This window comes from Variovorax sp. Varisp41, from assembly GCF_047325085.1.
Taxonomy (GTDB): Bacteria; Pseudomonadota; Gammaproteobacteria; order Burkholderiales; family Burkholderiaceae_C; genus Variovorax.
Genome location: NZ_CP168540.1, coordinates 2,800,785 through 2,818,635, shown reverse-complemented (window position 1 = coordinate 2,818,635; position 17,851 = coordinate 2,800,785). Strand labels below are relative to the sequence as shown.

The 17,851-nt window shown below is 71.7% G+C and carries 16 protein-coding genes; 5 read left to right on the top strand and 11 right to left on the bottom strand.

Annotated elements, in window-relative coordinates:
• Positions 1-94: 94 nt before the first annotated feature.
• Both ACEN9J_RS13165 and ACEN9J_RS13160 read left to right on the top strand, forming a co-directional pair.
• Complete coding sequence (locus ACEN9J_RS13165; protein WP_057593763.1) at positions 95-550, top strand: response regulator; 456 nt, start codon at positions 95-97, stop codon at positions 548-550.
• A 71-nt stretch (positions 551-621) separates the two neighbouring features.
• Positions 622-1,641 (top strand): bile acid:sodium symporter family protein, encoded by a 1,020-nt coding sequence (locus ACEN9J_RS13160; RefSeq protein ID WP_057593764.1) that lies wholly within the window; start codon positions 622-624, stop codon positions 1,639-1,641.
• Between the two features lie 621 nt (positions 1,642-2,262).
• Here the strand turns inward: ACEN9J_RS13160 and ACEN9J_RS13155 are convergent.
• The 6 genes from ACEN9J_RS13155 to ACEN9J_RS13130 all read right to left on the bottom strand — a co-directional run bounded on the left by ACEN9J_RS13155 (position 2,263) and on the right by ACEN9J_RS13130 (position 8,638).
• Positions 2,263-3,609 (bottom strand): amidase, encoded by a 1,347-nt coding sequence (locus tag ACEN9J_RS13155; protein ID WP_413764280.1) that lies wholly within the window; start codon positions 3,607-3,609, stop codon positions 2,263-2,265.
• A gap of 14 nt (positions 3,610-3,623) precedes the next feature.
• Positions 3,624-4,346: a DUF2848 domain-containing protein gene (locus tag ACEN9J_RS13150; RefSeq protein WP_208511290.1), complete on the bottom strand. Its 723-nt coding sequence runs from the start codon at positions 4,344-4,346 to the stop codon at positions 3,624-3,626.
• A gap of 4 nt (positions 4,347-4,350) precedes the next feature.
• Positions 4,351-5,667: an MFS transporter gene (locus ACEN9J_RS13145; RefSeq protein ID WP_093348525.1), complete on the bottom strand. Its 1,317-nt coding sequence runs from the start codon at positions 5,665-5,667 to the stop codon at positions 4,351-4,353.
• Positions 5,668-5,708: 41 nt separating this feature from the next.
• The gene (locus tag ACEN9J_RS13140) at positions 5,709-6,392 is read right to left on the bottom strand and encodes a hypothetical protein (protein WP_413764279.1); all 684 of its coding nucleotides are present in this window, start codon (positions 6,390-6,392) and stop codon (positions 5,709-5,711) included.
• 144 nt (positions 6,393-6,536) lie between these two features.
• Complete coding sequence (locus ACEN9J_RS13135; protein WP_208512148.1) at positions 6,537-7,454, bottom strand: LysR family transcriptional regulator; 918 nt, start codon at positions 7,452-7,454, stop codon at positions 6,537-6,539.
• 65 nt (positions 7,455-7,519) lie between these two features.
• Positions 7,520-8,638, bottom strand: coding sequence for a serine hydrolase domain-containing protein (locus tag ACEN9J_RS13130; protein WP_413764278.1), 1,119 nt, complete (start codon positions 8,636-8,638; stop codon positions 7,520-7,522).
• 212 nt (positions 8,639-8,850) lie between these two features.
• On the opposite strand from ACEN9J_RS13130, the gene ACEN9J_RS13125 reads away from it, so the two are divergent.
• The 3 genes from ACEN9J_RS13125 (at position 8,851) to ACEN9J_RS13115 (ending at position 12,869) form a co-directional block, all read left to right on the top strand.
• Positions 8,851-9,363 carry a sigma-70 family RNA polymerase sigma factor gene (locus ACEN9J_RS13125; RefSeq protein ID WP_057596386.1) on the top strand — a complete coding sequence of 171 codons (513 nt, stop codon included), beginning with the start codon at positions 8,851-8,853 and terminating at the stop codon, positions 9,361-9,363.
• Positions 9,360-10,334 carry a FecR domain-containing protein gene (locus tag ACEN9J_RS13120; RefSeq protein ID WP_413764277.1) on the top strand — a complete coding sequence of 325 codons (975 nt, stop codon included), beginning with the start codon at positions 9,360-9,362 and terminating at the stop codon, positions 10,332-10,334. Before ACEN9J_RS13125 ends, ACEN9J_RS13120 begins: the two co-directional genes overlap by 4 nt.
• Before the next feature lie 111 nt (positions 10,335-10,445).
• Entirely contained in the window at positions 10,446-12,869 is a 2,424-nt protein-coding gene (locus ACEN9J_RS13115) for a TonB-dependent siderophore receptor (RefSeq protein ID WP_413764276.1), read from the top strand.
• A gap of 12 nt (positions 12,870-12,881) precedes the next feature.
• Here ACEN9J_RS13115 and ACEN9J_RS13110 read toward each other — a convergent pair whose 3' ends face one another.
• The 5 genes from ACEN9J_RS13110 to ACEN9J_RS13090 are packed head-to-tail and all read right to left on the bottom strand — an operon-like array spanning position 12,882 to position 17,806.
• Entirely contained in the window at positions 12,882-13,664 is a 783-nt protein-coding gene (locus tag ACEN9J_RS13110) for a citryl-CoA lyase (protein WP_413764275.1), read from the bottom strand.
• A gap of 10 nt (positions 13,665-13,674) precedes the next feature.
• Positions 13,675-14,409 (bottom strand): SDR family oxidoreductase, encoded by a 735-nt coding sequence (locus ACEN9J_RS13105; RefSeq protein WP_413764274.1) that lies wholly within the window; start codon positions 14,407-14,409, stop codon positions 13,675-13,677.
• Positions 14,406-15,962, bottom strand: a complete 1,557-nt coding sequence (locus tag ACEN9J_RS13100; protein ID WP_413764273.1) for a class I adenylate-forming enzyme family protein — start codon at positions 15,960-15,962, stop codon at positions 14,406-14,408. Before ACEN9J_RS13100 ends, ACEN9J_RS13105 begins: the two co-directional genes overlap by 4 nt.
• A gap of 4 nt (positions 15,963-15,966) precedes the next feature.
• On the bottom strand, positions 15,967-16,944 hold the full coding sequence (locus ACEN9J_RS13095; protein ID WP_261217760.1) for a tripartite tricarboxylate transporter substrate binding protein: 978 nt from the start codon (positions 16,942-16,944) through the stop codon (positions 15,967-15,969).
• Between the two features lie 40 nt (positions 16,945-16,984).
• The gene (locus ACEN9J_RS13090) at positions 16,985-17,806 is read right to left on the bottom strand and encodes an SDR family NAD(P)-dependent oxidoreductase (RefSeq protein ID WP_413764272.1); all 822 of its coding nucleotides are present in this window, start codon (positions 17,804-17,806) and stop codon (positions 16,985-16,987) included.
• Positions 17,807-17,851: the final 45 nt, after the last annotated feature.

The window sequence follows — 17,851 nt, the reverse complement described above, 5'->3', positions numbered from 1 at the left end:
CATGCCTGCGTCTTGTGGCGGGCGCACTTTGTAGCCTCGTTGGCAACAAAGCCCCGCCGGCCATCCCGCCTGATCGGGATTGCCGCCCGCCGCCATGAGCACCGTCCGCACCTTCATCGTCGAAGACAACCCCACCATCCGCGAGAACCTCGTGGGCACCCTGCGCGAGGTGGCGCGGGTCGATCCGGTCGGCCTGGCCGACACCGAGGCCGAGAGCACGCGCTGGCTCACGCGCAACATGGCGCTGTGGGACCTGGCGATCGTCGACCTGTTCCTGAAGGACGGCACCGGCCTCAGCGTGCTGCAGGCCTGCCGCCACCGCGATCCGTCGCAGAAGATGGTGGTGCTGAGCAATCACGCCACGCCCGACATGCGCCGCCGCTGCCTGCAGCTCGGCGCCGACGCCGTGTTCGACAAGGCGACCGAGGTCGACGACCTGATCGACTACTGCCTGCGCTGCCGCCAGGCACGCTTCACGGCCGCCCCCACGGGCTATCCCCCACCGTCCGCGTCGCCTTCTTCGCGCCCCGCCGCCTCGACGGCGCACTAGCGCGAAAATACGGGTAATCCCTTATTCGAGCGATCGTCCCCGTCCCGGGGCCGGTCGCGCTTTGCCTTTCCATGTCCCGTTCCCGCCTCCTGCCCGACAACTTCACCCTCGCCCTGCTGTCGGTCGTCACCCTCGCGAGCCTCGTTCCCGCCAGCGGCCGTCCCGCCCAGTTCTTCGAGGGCCTGACCACGGTGGCCATCGGCCTGCTGTTCTTCCTGCACGGCGCCAAGCTCTCGCGCGAGGCGATCCTCGAGGGCATCACCCACTGGCGGCTGCACCTGCTGGTGTTCGCGAGCACCTTCGTGCTGTTCCCGCTGCTCGGGCTGGCGTTGAAGCCGGTGCTGGTGCCGCTGGTCACGCCCGAGCTCTACACCGGCGTGCTGTATCTGTGCGTGCTGCCGGCCACCGTGCAGTCGGCGATCGCCTTCACGGCGATGGCGCGCGGCAACATGCCGGCTGCGATCTGCAGTGCTTCGGCATCGACGCTGCTGGGGGTGTTCGTGACGCCGGTGCTGGTGGGGCTGGTGGTGTTGCCGCATGGCGGGCACGCGGCTTCGTCCTCGCTCGATGCGATCGGGCGGATCCTGCTGCAGCTGATGGTGCCGTTCGCGGCGGGACATCTGCTGCGGCCCTGGATCGGGGGCTGGGTGAAGCGGCGTGCTTCGGTGCTGAAGTTCGTGGACCAGGGGTCGATCCTGCTGGTGGTCTATACGGCGTTCAGTGCGGCGGTGATCGAGGGGTTGTGGCGGCAGGTGCCGGGGCATGCGCTGGTGGGGTTGCTGGTGGTGTGTGCGGTGATCCTGGCGTTGGCGTTGAGCCTTACTACCTTGTTGGCGCGCAAGCTTGGCTTCGATACGGAGGACGAGATCACTATCGTGTTCTGCGGGTCGAAGAAGAGTCTGGCCAGCGGGATTCCGATGGCGAAGGTTCTGTTTGCTTCGCATGCGGTTGGCGCCATCGTTTTGCCGCTGATGTTGTTTCATCAGATGCAGTTGATGGTTTGTGCTGTGTTGGCGCAGAGGTATGCGCGGCGGCAGGTGCGTGTTGCTGTTGAGCCTGATGCATTGGGGGCTGCTACTTCCTCTAAATAGCGGTTTGCTTTTGCTGAGGCAGGAGCCGGGAATTCCGCCCGGCGGCGGACCTACTTTCTTTTGCTTCGCCAAAAAAAAGTAGGCAAAGAAAAGGCGACCCCACTGTCTGCGACCCCCCCCGAAGCAGCGGGCAACCTGCGGTGCTCGCGTTTCGCGGGGTCTCGCAGAACTCGCTTCGCTCAAACAGCTGCGAGCCCTGATCCGCGAAACGCTGCGCTCCTCGGCGCAGCCAGAGGGGGGGGATCGGGCCATCGCTACGCTCGGCCACCAAGACCCAACGGGCCGTCGCTTCGCTCGGCCTCGGTGAAAGGTCCAGGGCCTACGCATGCGCACTCACCACACAAGGACGCGCCACGGCGCGTTGATCCTGATCCCCTCTGGCTGTGCCGAGGAGCGCAGGAGAAAGCGGGACAAGGGCCGCAGCTGTCTGAGCGCAACGAAGTGGAGCGAGTTCTGCGGACCCCCGCTTTCTCCGAGCACCGCAGGTTGCCCGCAGCGAAGCGAAGGGACACAGACAGCGGGGTCGCCTTCTCTTTGGTTACTTTCTCTTGGCGAGACAAGAGAAAGTGACTCGCCCGCCGGGGCGAGACCCGGCCAACAGCCCAAACAAGAAGAGCAACCTCACCCCACCCGCAGCACGTCCTCGACAGCCAAAGCAACCCCAGCCAACCGCGAGTCATCCCCCCAAACAGAGGACAGCATCAACCCAACAGGCAGTTCCCCAGAAGAATGACAAGGCAAGCTGAACGAACACCCGTCCATCAAATTGATCGCAAACGTATTCCGCAACAACAGTCCGTTCGCCTGGAAGAACGCCGAATCCTCAGCCAGCGAATCGATGGCGGGCGCCACGATAGGCACGGTGGGACACAACAGCGCATCGAAGCCTTCAAGCCGTCCTTCGACCCGAGAAATCCATTCCCGCCGCCGATCCAGCAGCGCGATGTAATCGGCCGCCCGCACCTCGGTCCCCAAGGCAATCCGCGCCGCAACCCGAGAGTCGAAAGCCTCGCGCTTCGAAGCAAACCGTTCCCGATGCACAGCCGAAGCCTCGATAGGCGACAACCCCCCTGGCGCATTGACCGTCCCGATCTCCGCCAGTTCGCTCAAGGGAATTTCGACGATCTGCGCCCCCGCCTTCGACAGCGCCTGCACCGCCCGCTCGAAAGCCCGCGCCACACCAGGCTCGATCGCATCGAACATCAGCGTCTTCGGCACCGCAAGCTGCAATCCCTGCGCCGGCCGGCGCCGCACCACGAGCGGCGCGTCGGCGATCGCGGCGTCGGCGACCAGGCAGTCCTCCACGCTGCGCGCCATCGCGCACACCGTGTCGAGCGAACGCGCGAGTTCGAAGGCGCCGGTGCGCGGCACGCGCGACTGCGTGCTCTTGAAGCCGACGATGCCGCACAGCGCGGCCGGAATGCGGATCGAGCCGCCGGTGTCCGAGCCCAGGCCCGCGACCGCGAGGCCCAGCGCTACCGACACCGCGGCGCCCGACGAGGAGCCGCCGGGAATGCGCGCGACCTCGGCATCGGCCGGGTTGCGCGGCGTGCCGTAGTGCGGGTTGATGCCCACGCCCGAGAACGCGAACTCGGTCATGTTGGTACGGCCCACGATGGCCGCGCCCTGCGCGCGCAGCCGCGTCACCACGGTCGCGTCGCGCGCGGCCGGAGGCTCGCCCCGGCAGGCGATGGAGCCGGCCAGGGTGGTCTCGCCGGCCACGTCGTAGAGGTCCTTGATCGAGACCGGCAGGCCGGCGAGCGGCGCGGTCTGCACGCCGGCCTTGTGGGCGGCATCGGCATGGCGCGCGGCGGCCAGGGCGGCGTCGGCGTAGAGACGGGTGAAGACATGCGCGGCCGCGGGCTGCGCGGCGCCGTCGAGCACCTGCTCGATCAGCGCCTCGTGCGTGAGTTCGCCGCGGGCGATGCGCGCGCGCAGCGCGCCGATGGTGGAGTCGTTCTGTGTCATGAAAGAGTTGGCGTTCAGGCGATCACGGGCAGGACGCGCACCGCATAGCGGTGGACGATGCGCCGCTGCAGGCGCGCGTCATGCAACTCGATTTCCATCTGCGCGGCGGGGCGGATGGCCTCGCCGCGCGCGTTGGGCAGCGCCGCCAGTGTGCCGCAGGTCATGAAAAGTCCCTCGGGCTCCTTGCCAAGACCCGGCAGGCCGTCGCGCAGCGCGGCCAGCGGGCGGATCGCGGCGAGGGTGCCGCGCTGGTAGTCGACCCAGCGGCCATCCTCGAAGATGCGCGAGCGCAACTCGATGGCGTCCTGGTGCGCCTCCACGTCGCGCCAGCGCCAGGCCGAGGCGGCCAGCGGCTTGGCGCACATCTGCTTGGAGACGGCGACCGAATAGCTCTCGACCTGGCGGTCGGTGTGGTCCGAGGCCACGCCGAGCCACCACTCGCCCCGCGAGAAGAACAGCAGCGGTTCGGCCTCGCCCGAGCTCTGGTCGCCCAGGGCCTCGATCTCGGCGGACTGCGTGAGCAGCAGCGAGGCCATGCGGTAGTACAGCGGCACGCTCGAGGGACGCGGCACGCCGAGCGCGGCCAGCTCCTCGATGTGGTGCTCGATGGCGGCGCTGTCGCGGCCGGTCCAGCCGGCCACCACCAGCGCGCTGGGCGCGACGGCGTGCAGCGCGCTGCTGCGGGTGCCGTCCTCGGCGATGCTTTCGCACGCGATGTGCAGGGTGTTGCGCGTCATCGCTTCAGGCCTCCAGCGGTTCGTGCGCGGTCTCGCGCGCCACCAGCAGCGCGACCAGCGTGAGGCACAGCGCGCCGGTCACGTAGAGCGAGACCGCGAGCGTGCTGCCGTAGGACTTGAACAGGCTGGCGATGATCAGCGGCGCAAAGCCGCCGCCGAGGATGCCGGCCAGCGTGTAGGCCAGCGAGGAGCCCGCATAGCGCACGCGGTTCGGGAACTGCTCGGTCACGAAGGCGGCCTGCGGGCCGTACATCATGGCGTGGATCACGAGGCCGACCACCACGGCGGCGCAGATCGCGAGCGGCTTGGCGCTGTCCATCAGCACGAAGAACACGAAGGCCCAGACGATGCCGCAGAGCGCGCCGATGATGTAGACCGGACGCCGGCCGATGCGGTCCGACAGGCTGCCGAACCAGGGCACCGAGATCGCGTTGCAGGCCGCGCCGATCATGGTCGCGGTCAGCGCCAGCGGGCGCGACAGGTGCAGCACGGTGGTCACGTAGGTGAGGGTGAACACCACCACCAGCGCATAGAGCACGTCGGAGCCGATGCGCGAGCCGCCGGCCACCAGCAGGCGGCGCCAGTGCTGGCCCAGCACTTCCTTGATCGGGGTCTTGGCGGTCTCCTGCTTCTGCTCCATCTCGCGGAACACCGGCGTTTCCTCCACGCCGCGGCGCAGCCACAGGCCGAACAGCACCAGCGCCACGCTCGAGACGAAGGGGATGCGCCAGCCCCAGGACTGGAAGTCCTCGGGGCTGAGCCAGGCCGAGACGGCGGCGATGAAGCCGGTGCCGATCAGCGTGCCGGCCGAGGGGCCGACCTGCGTGAACGAGGCGTTGCGGCCGCGCTCGTTCGGCTTGCCGTGTTCCATCGACAGCAGCACCGCGCCGGCCCATTCGCCGCCGAGCGCCACGCCCTGCACGAAGCGCAGCGCGACCAGCGCCACCGGTGCCCAGATGCCCCAGCTCGCGTAGGTCGGCAGCAGGCCCATGAGGCCGGTCGACACGCCCATGATCACCAGCGTGGCGACCAGCACGAAGCGCCGGCCGAGCCGGTCGCCGAGGTGGCCGAAGACGACGCCGCCGAGCGGGCGCGAGATGTAGCCGACCGCGTAGGTCGAGAAGGCGAGGATGGTGCCGGTCAGCGGATCGAAGGAGGGGAAGAAGATCGCGTTGAAGACCAGCGCCGCCATGATGTTGTAGACGGTGAAGTCGTACCACTCGAGCGTGGTGCCGATGGAGCTGGCCATCGCGAGGCGGCCCATCTTGGCGGGCTTGGCGCCGTGCGCGGCGGACGCGGCCGGGAGAGCGTGTTCGGTCATGAGGATCCTGGAACGAGGAAGAAGGTGAAGGAGGCGGTCGGTCAGGCCAGCTCGCCGGCGTGCAGCTTCCAGCCGAGCGCGAGCAGCCAGCCGCTCGCGGGATCGGCATCGAGCGCGGCGGCGGCCGTGGCGCGCGCGGCGCGCGCCGCGTCGGCGCCGCTGGTCTCGACCACCAGCATCGGCTGCAGCACGCGGCCTTCGCTGCGCTCGCGCGGCAGCGGCGTGCTCAGGGCGACGTCGGGTTGCAGCAGGAAGGACTGGACGAAGCCCGGCTGCCCGGCGAGGCGGCGGCCGGCCTCGACGGCGCGTTCGGCGAGCGCCGCTGCATCGGTGGCCACCTCGAGCGGCAGCACCGCGATATGGCTGCCGCTGCCGAAGCCGGTGACGGCGCGCACCGCGCAGACGCGGCGGATCGGATCGCGCATGCGGTCGAGGTTGGCGATCGACCACGGCGTCTGGCGCTCGAAGGCGGCGCGGTAGCCGGCCGAGCGGAACACCTCGAGCGAGGCGGTGCGGTACAGGCCGAGGTAGCGGCGGCCGCCTTCGAGCGAGAAGTAGCGCGCGCCGGAAAGGAAGCCGGGAATGCGCACGCGTTCCTCGACGTGCTCGCGGTCGTACCAGCGGTTGAAGTCGGCCTCGTCGGCCGCGGGATCGACGTCGCAGGCGACGAAGAGCAGGCCGTTCTCGGCGGCGGAAGGTTCGGAAGCGGTGGCGGTGGAAGTCATGGCGGCAGAAGCGGGAGCGGGCCTTCGAAAAAAGAAGGCGCGATCTTCCGTCGCGGGGTCAGGCTGTCACAAACGAGTTTTTCTGGGCGACAGCCACAAGAATTACTGGCCCCTCGATGGGGCGCAAATGCGCTGTTTCGAGGGTTAACCCTCTATGGCTCCGCTCCAGATTGGTGCGACCGCCGCGGCCGTGAACTGGTCGGAGGCCCGGCAGGCCAGTTCGGCCACGAGCCGGATGGCGTCGGAGTCGGCGGCCTCGAGATGGCTCACCACCAGCCGCTGCGGCGAGATCAGCGCATCGCATTCGATGATGCGCACGTCGCCGGCCGCCACGTACTCGTAGACCGGCGGCAGCGGCACCAGCGCATTGCCGAAGCCGGCCTTCACCAGCCGCGCGAGCGCCGAGATCGAGCTCACGCAATGCACCTTGCCCAGCGGGATGCCCACCGCGCGGTAGAGGTTCTTGAGCGCCTCGTGCGGCTGCGAGCCCGGGCTCATGGTCAGCACCGGCTGGCGCAGCAGCTGCTCCACCGTCTGCGTGCCCTCGGCGCTCATCTGCCCGACCCAGCCCATGGGCATCGGCAGGCAGGGCGTGCTCACGATGCCCGCGCCCGCGATGTGGTCGGTCTGCAGCGCGATGTCGAGCGCGCCCTCGCGCAGGCCGCGGTGCAGCGCCAGCGTGGTCTCGGAGGTGAGCTGCACCTCGATGCCCGGATAGGTGGAGCGCAGGTTGGTGAGAAAGCCCAGCAGCCAGGTGTGGACCACGGTCTCGATCGCGCCGATGCGCACCAGGCCCAGCAGGTCCTCGCGCGGGCGGCCCAGCGAGACGATCTCGCGGCGCAGCTCGAGCAGCCGCTCGCCGTAGTCCATCAGGCGCACGCCGACCGGCGTGAGCCGCAGTTCGCGCGCGTCGCGTTCGAACAGGCGCGCGCCGATGTCTTCCTCGAGCGAGGCGACGCGGTTCGACACGGCCGCCTGCGTGATGTGCAGCCGGTCGCTCGCGGCCCGGAAGCTGCCCAGCCGCGCGGCCCAGAGAAAGGCTTCGACGAATCGTGTGTTCATGCAGGTGTGTCCGCGGGGATTGTGCCGGCAATCGCGCGGCGGCCACCCCGGGACGGCCCGCATGGCTACTTCGCGGCGAGGGGGAGGGTGAGCGCGTCCAGCACCGGCACCACCGCGGCCGCGTCGTTGCTCGCGAGCAGCACCAGCGCCCCGTTCGTGGCCGGCGAGAACGCGAGCAGCGCGCGGTAGCCGCCGGTCTGGCCGGTGTGGAAGTAGATGCGCCGCTGCGCGCCGCCCGCGGCCGGATCGCGCATGCGCAGCGCATAGCCGACGTCGTACTCGCCCTGCGCCGACAGCGGCTCGCGCAGCCGCTCGGCCGCGGCGCCCAGCGGTCCTGCGCGGCCGGCCATCAATGCGCGTGCGAACAGGAGCAGGTCGGGCACGGTGCTGCGCAACGCGCCGGCCGCGGCCAGCGCGCCGAATTCCCAGGGCGCGCGCGCCGCATCGCCGGCGTAGCCCTGGGGCAGCCGCTTCGCGCGTGCCGCGTCGAGGTGCTGCACCGTGTCCTTCATGCCCAGCGGCACGGCGATGCGCTCGCGCACCAGCTGGTCCCAGGGCCGGCCATAGCGGTCCGACAGCAGCTGCCCGACCAGCGCGATGCCGAGGCTGCCGTAGCGCGGCGCGCACGGCGGCGCCTGCGCGAGCTCGAGCGAGGAGAGCGCCACCATCAGGTGGGCGCGCGTGGGCCTGGCGAAGGGATTGGAGTCGGGCCCCGGCGGGCGCGCCGGCAGCGCGGGCAGGTTCGGCAGACAGGCCGTGTGGGTGATGAGCTGGCGCAGCGTGATCGCGGCCACGGGCGGCGGCAGCGTGGCCTTGTCGGCGAGCAGCCGGCCCAGCGTGTCGTCGAGCGAGAAGTCGCCGCGCTCCACCGCTTGTGCGAGCAGCAGGCCGGTGAAGACCTTGCTGATCGATCCGATCTCGAACACCGGTTGCGCTTCGCCGGGCGTCATCGCCCTGGCCGTGCCGGTGTGCCGGGGCGCGTTGCGCAGGATGGCGAGGTGCGCCATGCCCTTGCGCCAGGTGCCGGCGACGACGGTGCCGGGGCGCTGGCCCAGCACCTCGGCGGCCAGCCGCGCGGGCGCGGTGTCGAAGCCCGTCGCGGGCTGGGCGTGGGCCGCGGCGAAGGCGAACGAGGAGAGTGCGAGCGCGGCGAGGCGGGCGCGCGGGAGCGGATGGCGAAGCATGGCGATGAGGGCTCGGTGTGGCGGATGGCCGCGCATCTTCGGGCGGCGGCCCATCGCGCCGCAACGCGTCCGCGGCCGGGCTTCGTCACCCGCGTAACGGCCGTAACCGGCCGGGCGCCGCGTGGCCTCATGCATAATTAAATGAGAAACGTTCTTATTAAATTGCAAGCCGGCGCGATCGAGCCATCCGCCCGGCCCGTGCCCGAATCGCCATGTCCGCCCCTGCCACCACCGCCGAATCCGCCGGCGACGTCGCGAGCCTCTATGCCGAGCACCACGGATGGTTGCGGCACTGGTTGCGCGCGCGGCTGGGCAATGCCTGCGACGCGGCCGACCTCGCCAACGACACCTTCGTCCGCATCCTCGCCAACCGGCGCCGCCAGCACTGGGGCGAGGAGCCGCGCGCGCTGCTCACCCACATCGCCAAGGGCCTGGTGATCGACCACTGGCGGCGCGCCGAGGTCGAGCGCGCCTACCTCGAGGCGCTGGCCCACCGGCCCGAGGCCGAGGCGCCGTCGCCCGAGACGCGGCTGCTGGTGCTGCAGACGCTGCAGCGCGTCGATGCGCTGCTGCGCGCCATGCCGGCGCGCACGCGCGAGATCTTCCTGCTGGCGCAACTCGATGGCCTCGGCTACGCGGCGATTGCCGCGCAGTTGCGGACCTCGGAGGTCACCGTCAAGCGCCACATGCGCAAGGCCTTCGTCGCCTGCCTGGCGGCCGCATGAACCGCGTGGGCGTTTCGCAGGAACCGGGTGCGGCGCTGCTCGGCGAGGCCGCCGACTGGATGGTGCGCCTCGGCGGCGGCCCGGCCGATCCGCGCGAGCACGAGGCCTTCGCGCGCTGGGGCCGGCAGAGCGCCGCCCATGCCGAGGCCTGGCGCCGCGCGACCTCGGTGCAGTCCCTGTTCGCGCAGGTGCCCGAGGGCGTGGGCGGCGACGCGCTGCGCCGCGTGCGCCCGCGTGGCCGGCGCCAGGCGCTGCAGCTGCTGGCCACCGTGGCGCTCGCCGCGCCGCCGGCCTGGTGGCTGTGGCGCGAGCAGCCGTGGCGGGACTGGGTCGCCGACCTGCGCACCGCCACCGGCGAGCAGCGCCGGCTCACGCTGGCCGACGGCACGACGGTGGTGCTCAACACCGCCACCGCGCTCGACGTGCGCTTCGATGCCGAATGGCGCAGGCTCTGGCTGCATGCGGGCGAGATCCTGCTGACCACCGGCCACGACGCCTTGCCGGCCTCGCTGGCGCGGCCTTTCGTGGTGCAGGCGCCGCAGGGCACGGCGCGCGCGCTCGGCACGCGCTTCACCGTGCGCCGCGAGGCCGACAGCCTGCGCGTGGCGGTCTACGAGGGCGCGGTCGAGCTGCGTTCGGCCGCCACCGGGCAGACGCGGATCGTGCCCGCGGGCATGCAGGGCGCGATCGGCCCCGCGGGGCTCGGCGCCGAGGCGCCGGCCGACCCGGCGGCGCTGATGTGGGAGCACGGCATGGTCGTGGCCAAGGACATGCGCCTCGACGCGCTGGTGGCGGAGCTCTCGCGCTACCGCGGCGGCGTGCTGCGCTGCGATCCCGCGGTCGGCGCGCTGCGCGTGTCGGGCGCCTTCCCGCTGCGCGACACCGATGCCAGCCTCGCGCTGCTGGCCAAGACGCTGCCGGTGCGCATCGGCGGCATCACGCGCTACTGGACCGTGGTCGAGGCGCGCTGAAAAAAAGCTGATCCCTTTTTCGCGCGCGCGCGGTGTACCGGGAGAAGGGCCTCGAGACCGAGGCCCGCCCTTTCGTCCACCGCCTGCATGCAGCACCAAGAAGGAAGCATCTTGTCCGTCCGCCGTTCCTCCGCGCCCCCTCCACTCGCCCGCACCGCGCGCGCCCTGTGCCTGGGGCTTGCCTTCGCCGCCCTCGGCCCGGCCGCGGGCGCCCTCGCGGCCGAGCCCGCGCCGCCCGAGGCGCGCGCCGACTACGACATTCCCGCCGGCCCGCTGAACCGTGTGCTGGCCCAGTTCGCGGCCCAGGCCGGCGTGCCGCTGTCCTTCGACCCGGCCACGCTGGACGGCCTGCGCAGCCCCGGCCTGCGCGGGCGCTTCGGCATGCGCGAGGGCTTCGCGCGGCTGCTCGCGGGCAGCGGCCACGCGCTGGTCGACAAGGGCAGCCGCAGCTATTCGCTCGGGCGCGTGGCCGCGCCGGCGGCGGTGACGCCGCCGCCGTCCCCGGCGGGCACCGCGCAGTTGCCCGAGGTGCGCGTGAACGCCGACCCGGCGCCGCCCACGCTGGCCGACGACACCGGCTTCGTCGCCCGCCGAAGCGCCATGGGCACCAAGACCGACACCGCGCTGGTCGAGACGCCGCAGGCGATCTCGGTGATCAGCCGCCAGGAGATGGATGCGCGCGGCGTGCAGACCGTGACCGAGGCGCTGCGCTACGTGCCCGGCGTGGCGATCGAGACCTACGGCCCCGACTCCAAGGGCTACGACTGGCTGATGATCCGCGGCTTCAACGGCCAGGCCACCAGCGACTACCGCGACGGGCTGCGCCAGGCCAGCTACAGCTACGCGCTGTTCCGCACCGAGCCCTACGGCATGGAACGCATCGAGGTGCTGCGCGGCCCCTCGTCGGTGCTCTACGGCCAGGCCGAGGCCGGCGGGCTGGTGAGCCGCACCAGCAAGCGGCCCACCGGCACGCGCCTGCGCGAGGTCGAGGCGGGTGCGGGCACGCACGAGGTGAAGCAGGGCGCCTTCGACATCGGCGACGTGGCCGGTGAGGACGGCCGCGTGGCCTGGCGCCTGACCGGCTTCGCGCGCGACGGCAACAACGTGTTCGACGACCGCAACGACCGCGCCTACCTCGCGGGCGCGGTGCGCTGGAAGCTCTCGGGCGACACCGAGATCACCTTCCTGGCCGACTACCTGCGCGACCGCAGCACGCTCACGAACAACTGGTCGTGGACCTGGCCCGGCCCGGTGCCCACGCACATCTCGTACTCCGAGCGCGGCTTCGACCGCTTCCACCAGAACCAGGGCTCGGTCGGCTGGGAGCTCGAGCACCGCATCGGCGAGCAGTGGCGCCTGCGCCAGAACGCGCGCGTGGGCGATGTCGACGTGCCGGTGTTCAACAAGACCATGCTCAACGGCCTGCGCGCCGATGGCCGCACGCTCAACCGCTATGCGTTCCGGCGCGAGGAGAACCTGCGCCAGGTCGCGATCGACAACCAGCTCGCGGGCCGCGTCGCGCTCGGCGACACGGTGCACGAGTTGCTGCTGGGGCTGGACCTGTCGCGCGTGAAGGCCCATGCGCAGCGCTGGATCGGCGCCGAGCCCACGCTCGACCTGCTGGCGCCGGTCTACGGCCAGGCCTTCGCGCTGCCGGCCACGGCCCAGCTCGACAGCCGCGTCGCGCAGTACCAGAGCGGCATCTACCTGCAGGACCAGGTCCGCTTCGGCGAGCGCTGGCTCGCCACGCTCGGCGGCCGCTGGGACCGCGCGCGCACCACCACCGACAACCGGCTCAACGGCCAGCGCCAGGCGCAGCGCGACCAGGCCTTCTCGGGCCGCGCCGCGCTCAGCTACGGCTTCGCCAGCGGCCTGGTGCCGTACGCGAGCTATGCCACCTCGTTCCTGCCGCTGATCGGCACCAACACCGCCACCGGCGCGGCCTTCGAGCCGACGCGCGGCAAGCAGTTCGAGCTCGGCCTCAAGTACCAGCCGCCGGGCAGCGACAGCCTCTACACGGCCGCGCTGTTCGACCTGCGCAAGACCAACGCCGCCACCACCGACGGCCTGACCGGCTTCACGCGCCAGGTCGGCGAGACGCGTTCGCGCGGCCTCGAGCTCGAGGCCAAGACCAGTCCGGCGCGGCGCTGGAACCTGGTCTTCAACTACACCTACAACGACGTCGAGGTCACGCGCAGCGACGTGAAGAGCGAACTGGGCCGCCGCCCCGCGCTGGTGCCGCGTCACATCGCCTCGGTCTGGAGCGACTACCGCTTCGACGGCGCGCTCGCGGGCTTCGGCGTGGGCGCCGGGCTGCGCTACGTCGGCAAGACCTACGGCGACGCGGCCAACCAGATCGCGGTGGGCGGACGCACGCTGCTCGACCTCGCGCTGTACTACGAGCTGCCGCACTGGCGCTTCGCGCTCAACGTGAGCAACGCGCTCGACAAGCGCTACCTCTCGACCTGCGCGAGCAGCGCCTGCTACTGGGGCGCCGAGCGCAGCGCGCTGCTGAGCGCCAGGTACAGCTTCTGAGCCCGCGGCGGTTCAGCCGCGCGCGGGCAGCACGTTGCGCGGGTCCTGCCGTAGCACCAGGTCCCAGAGCTGTTGCCCGGTCGGCGCGCGCGACTCCTCGCAGACATGCGCGACCAGCCCGGCCGCGCGCCCGACCAGCGCGAGGCCGCGGCCCAGCAGCGGGTCGAGGCCCATGTCGGCGAGCACCGCGCCGTTGGCACCGGCCGCGTTGAGCGGCAGGTGGCGGCCGTGGTCCTCGCGCAGCACCTCGACCAGCGCGAGCGCGAGGCGCCAGTGGCGCCCGAAGTAGCCGTTGGCCTTCGACACGGCCAGGAGCGTCGGCACGCGCGGATCGCCGTCGACATGGATCGGATGCCCGATGCCCGGGATACTGCGCCTGGCCTGCCGGCGCTCGCGCACCAGCGTGGCCGCGCGTTCGCGCACTTCGGCATCGCTCGCGTCGTCGGCGAGACCCTCGGCGGCCGCGAGCAGCATCTCGCTGACGTTCTGCACCGTGCCGAGGAAGTTCGAGCCCGCGCCCAGCAGGCCCGCGGCCACCGCGCCCTGCAGCGACTCGGGCGCGCCGAGCCAGGTCATGCGCGTGGCGATCGCGCTCGGCGTGAGGCCGTGGTCGGCCGCGGTCACCAGCAGCATGTTGACCATGGCCTTCTCGCGCGGCTCGGGCAGCCGCGCCATCGCGAGCAGCCACAGCATCTCGACGAAGTCGAGCTTGCCGATGATCTCGGTGGCGAGGTTCATGCCGCGCACGTGGATCGCGTCGGGGGTGGTGTAGCCGATCTCGGTCCTGATCGTCATCGCCGGCCCCTCAACCCGCCAGGCCCACGGTGATGCCGCCGCAGACATAGAGCACCTGGCCCGTCATGAACGAGGCCATCGGGTGCATGAAGGCGTCGACCGCGTGCGCCACCTCGGCGGGCTCGCCGAAGCGCTGCACCGGAATGCCCTCGGCGATGCGCCGCGTGCGCGGGCTGTCGGCGGGGTTCGCGGCCTTGAAGGCCTCGGTGGCGATCGGGCCCGGCGCCACCGCGTTGATCGTGATGCCCTGCGCCGCGAGCTCGAGCGCCCAGGTGCGCGTGAGCGCGTTGAGCGCGCCCTTGGCGGCCGAGTAGCCGCTGCGCAGTTCCTTGCCGAGCGCGGCCCGGCTCGTGATGTTGACGATGCGTCCGCCGCCGGCCGCGCGCATCGCGGGCAGCACGGCCTGCACGCACTGCAGCGCGGCGCGCGCGGTCACGCCGATCTGCAGGTCGAAGTCGTCGAGCGAGGTGTTCTCGAGCGGCGCCGGGCGGATCGCGGCCACGTTGTTCACCAGGCCGGTGAAGCGGTGGCGGCCGCAGGCTTCGGCGAGCGCGGCGGCGAGCGCCTCGCGGTCGGCCATGTCCACGCGCAGGTGGTCGCCGCTGCGCGCGTCGGGCGGCGGCTGGAGGTCGAGGCTGGTGACCTGCCAGCCGCTCTCGATGAGGCGGCGGCAGATCGCGAGGCCGATGCCCGAGGAGCCCCCGGTGACGAGGGCGTGGCGATCGGTGCTTGGCGTGGAATTCATGGCGTGGCGTGATGCGGTGAGGAGGTCTCGCTGCCGGCGCCCATGCGCCGCAGCACTTCGATGCGTGCGTCCTTCTTCGAGGCCTTGCCGTTCGCGGTGCGCGGCAGCGCGTCGAAGAAGTGCACCGCCTTCGGCGTCTTGACGGGATCGAGCCGCTCGCGCACCCAGGCGACGAGCTCGGCGGCCTCGCAGGCCGCGCCCTCGCGCAACTGCACCGCGGCATGCACGGCTTCGCCCCACTTGTCGTCGTCGACGCCGATCACCACGCAGTCGTACACGGCCGGATGGCGGCCCAGCACGTTCTCCACGTCGGTCGGGTAGACGTTGAAGCCGCCGGTGATGATCAGGTCGCGGATGCGGTCCTTGAGGAACAGGAAGCCGCGCTCGTCGAGATAGCCGCCGTCGCCGGTGCGCAGCCAGCCGTCGTGGAAGGCCTCGGCGGTCTTCTCGGGCTGCTTCCAGTAGCCCGACATCACGAGGTCGCCACGCACCACCACCTCGCCGCCCTGGCCCGGCGGCAGCAGCGCGCCGGACGGGTCCATGATCGCGACCTCGGTCATCAGCGCGGCGCGGCCCACCGACTCGAGGTTGCGCGGATCGAGCGCGTCCTCCACCGGCATGTAGGAGATGATGGCCGGCGCCTCGGTCTGGCCGTAGCCGGTCTCGACATGGCCGAACACCTGCTGCGCCTCCACGATCTTCGCGCTGCGCATCGGCGCCGCCGCATAGACGAAGTGGCGCAGCGCGCGCCAGTCGCGCCCGCGCGCCGTCGGGTCCTCGAGCAGGCTGTAGATCAGCGTGGGCGGCATGAACACCGCGGTCACGCGGTCGTGCTCGAGCTGGTCGAGCACCTCGCGCGGCTTCGTCGAGCGCGGCAGCAGCACCGTGCCGCCGCTGCCGAGCACCGGCAGCAGGAAGGTCGAGGTGCCGTGCGTGATCGAGGCCACCGCGAGGTAGCGCTCGTCGGCGTCGAGCTTCATCGCCTGCATGATCGAGACGATGGTGGTGTTCCACGCGCGGTAGCTCTGCATCACGCCCTTGGGCGCGCCGGTGGTGCCGCCGGTGAACTTGATCGCCTGGATCTCGGCCAGGTCGTGGCGCACCGGCACGGGCCGGTGGCCCGCATGCGCGGCCAGCAGCGCCGAGAGTTCGCAACCGGTGGGCGCCGTGCCGAGCGCGCCCGGCCGGTAGACCACGCGCGGCGCGCCGGTGGCCTCGAGCTTGGGCGCCTGCTCGTGCTCGGCGATCACCAGCGCGGCCTCGGTGAAGTCGACGATGCGGCACAGCTCGTCGGCGCCGGCGCGCGGATTGAGCGGTACCCAGATGCGGCCCGCGAGCAGGGTCGCGAACAGCGACACCACGTGGGCGAGGTGGTTGCCCGCGCAGATCGCGATGCGCCCGCGCGGATCGGGCACCAGTGCCTGGAACGCGGCGGCCAGCGCCTCGGTGCGGGCCAGCAGCTCGGCGTAGCTCAGCGCGCCCTCGGGGCCCGAGAGCGCGACCTTGTCGGGATGGCGGCGGGCGGCGCGCAGCAGGAAATCGATCGGCCGCATCCGCTCACTCCGCCTTCGCGCCCGAGACGCGCACGATCTCGGCCCACTTGTCGTACTCCTTGCGCACGAACTGGTCGAAGGCCGGCTGCGGCATCGGCAGGATGTCGGCGCCGAGGTCGCGGTAGCGCGCCTTCACGCGCTCGCTGCGCAGCGCCTTGTCGACCTCGTCGTGCAGCCGCGCCACCACCGGCGCGGGCACGCCGGCCGGCACGAACAGGCCCGACCAGGCGGTGGACTCGTAGCCCGCGAGGCCGGCCTCGGCCATCGTCGGCACCTCGGGCAACAGCGGCGAGCGCTGCGCGCCGGTGACTGCCAGCGCGCGCAGCGAGCCCTTGGCGATGTGCGGCAGCGAGGTCGGCAGGTTGTCGAACATCAGGTCGATCTGGCCGCCGATCAGGTCGGTCAGCGCGGCCGCGCCGCCGCGGTAGGGCACGTGCAGGATGCTCACGTGCGCGAGGTGCTTGTAGAGCTCGCCCGACAGGTGGATGCTGCTGCCGTTGCCCGAGGAGCCCATCGTGAGCTTGCCCGGCGAGCGCTTCGCGAGCGCCGTGAGCTCGGCCACCGTCCTGGCCGGCAGCGCGGGATTCACCACCAGCACGTTGGGCACCGAGCCCACCATCGCCACCGGCACGAAGGCCTTGCGCGTGTCGTAGGGCAGGTTGCCGTAGAGCGTGGGATTGATGGCGTGCGTGCCGACGGTGCCGAGCATCATCGTGTAGCCGTCGGCCGGCGCGTTGGCGACTTCGCGCGCGCCGATGTTGCCGCCGGCGCCGGGACGGTTGTCCACGATCACCGGCTGGCCCAGCGCCTGCGCGAGCTCGGTGCCCACGAGGCGCGCGAACAGGTCGGCCGCGCCGCCGGGCGGGAAGGGCACGACCAGGCGCAGCGGCTTGGCGGGCCAGGCGGGTGTCTGCGCCATGGCGCCGGTGGCGAGGGCGGCCAGCGCGAGGGCGCCGGCGCCCAGGAGGGAACGTCGTTTCAAGGCTTGTCTCCGGAAGCGGGAAGAAAAAGAGAGGAAGGGCTCAGGCCGATGCGCCGGGCGCGCGCGCGATGCCGTGACGCAGGCCGCCGTCCACCGGCAGCTCGGCGGCATTGATGTAGGCGGCCTCGTCCGAGAGCAGGAAGCAGGCGGCATTGGCGATGTCCCAGGCGCTGCCCTGGCGGCCGAAGGGCAGCGGCCCGCTCGCGCGGCCCGGGCGCGCGGCGCTGGCGGCGCGGCCCATGGGCGTGTCGATCAGGCCCGCGCGCACGATGTTGGCGCGGATGTCGCGCCCATGGCCCTCGAGCGCGACCGCGCGGCACAGCGCCGACAGCGCGGCCTTCGAGCTCTCGTAGGCCGGGTTGCGGCCCGCGGGCATCAGCGCGGCCAGCGAGGAGACGAACACGATCGCGCCGCCGTGCTGCATGGCGGGCAGCGCCGCCTGCGCGCACAGCAGGTGGCCGCGCAGGTTCACGCCGAGGATCGCGTCCCAGCTCTCGGGCGTGACCTCGGCCAGCGGCCGACGGTCGCTGATGCCGGCGTTGAGCACCAGCGCGTCGAGCACGATGCCGCCTTCGGCCAGCGTGGCGAACAGCGCGCGCACCTGGGCCGGGTCGCCGATGTCGGCGGCCAGGGCCACATGCCGCGCACCGGGCGCCTGCGCCTCGAGCGCGGCCACCGTGTGCCGCGCGGCCTCGAGGTCGCGGTCGGCGCACACCACGCGCGCGCCGCGCCGCGCGAGCCGCACGCAGATCGCGCGGCCGTTGCCCACCAGTTGGGGATCGCCGCCGGCGGCCTGGCCGCCACCCACGACCAGCACCGTACGGCTGGCGAAATCGCGCCTTGTTTCTGAGAACGTTTCCATATCGATTCCAAGGTTAAAGTGAGCGCCCTGGAGGCCGCAATCCAT

Coding starts and splice junctions, on each gene's coding strand:
- ACEN9J_RS13165 (WP_057593763.1), top strand. CDS start 95: ATGAGCACCGTCCGCACCTTCATCGTCGAAGACAACCCCACCATCCGC.
- ACEN9J_RS13160 (WP_057593764.1), top strand. CDS start 622: ATGTCCCGTTCCCGCCTCCTGCCCGACAACTTCACCCTCGCCCTGCTG.
- ACEN9J_RS13155 (WP_413764280.1), bottom strand. CDS start 3,609: ATGACACAGAACGACTCCACCATCGGCGCGCTGCGCGCGCGCATCGCC.
- ACEN9J_RS13150 (WP_208511290.1), bottom strand. CDS start 4,346: ATGACGCGCAACACCCTGCACATCGCGTGCGAAAGCATCGCCGAGGAC.
- ACEN9J_RS13145 (WP_093348525.1), bottom strand. CDS start 5,667: ATGACCGAACACGCTCTCCCGGCCGCGTCCGCCGCGCACGGCGCCAAG.
- ACEN9J_RS13140 (WP_413764279.1), bottom strand. CDS start 6,392: ATGACTTCCACCGCCACCGCTTCCGAACCTTCCGCCGCCGAGAACGGC.
- ACEN9J_RS13135 (WP_208512148.1), bottom strand. CDS start 7,454: ATGAACACACGATTCGTCGAAGCCTTTCTCTGGGCCGCGCGGCTGGGC.
- ACEN9J_RS13130 (WP_413764278.1), bottom strand. CDS start 8,638: ATGCTTCGCCATCCGCTCCCGCGCGCCCGCCTCGCCGCGCTCGCACTC.
- ACEN9J_RS13125 (WP_057596386.1), top strand. CDS start 8,851: ATGTCCGCCCCTGCCACCACCGCCGAATCCGCCGGCGACGTCGCGAGC.
- ACEN9J_RS13120 (WP_413764277.1), top strand. CDS start 9,360: ATGAACCGCGTGGGCGTTTCGCAGGAACCGGGTGCGGCGCTGCTCGGC.
- ACEN9J_RS13110 (WP_413764275.1), bottom strand. CDS start 13,664: ATGACGATCAGGACCGAGATCGGCTACACCACCCCCGACGCGATCCAC.
- ACEN9J_RS13105 (WP_413764274.1), bottom strand. CDS start 14,409: ATGAATTCCACGCCAAGCACCGATCGCCACGCCCTCGTCACCGGGGGC.
- ACEN9J_RS13100 (WP_413764273.1), bottom strand. CDS start 15,962: ATGCGGCCGATCGATTTCCTGCTGCGCGCCGCCCGCCGCCATCCCGAC.
- ACEN9J_RS13090 (WP_413764272.1), bottom strand. CDS start 17,806: ATGGAAACGTTCTCAGAAACAAGGCGCGATTTCGCCAGCCGTACGGTG.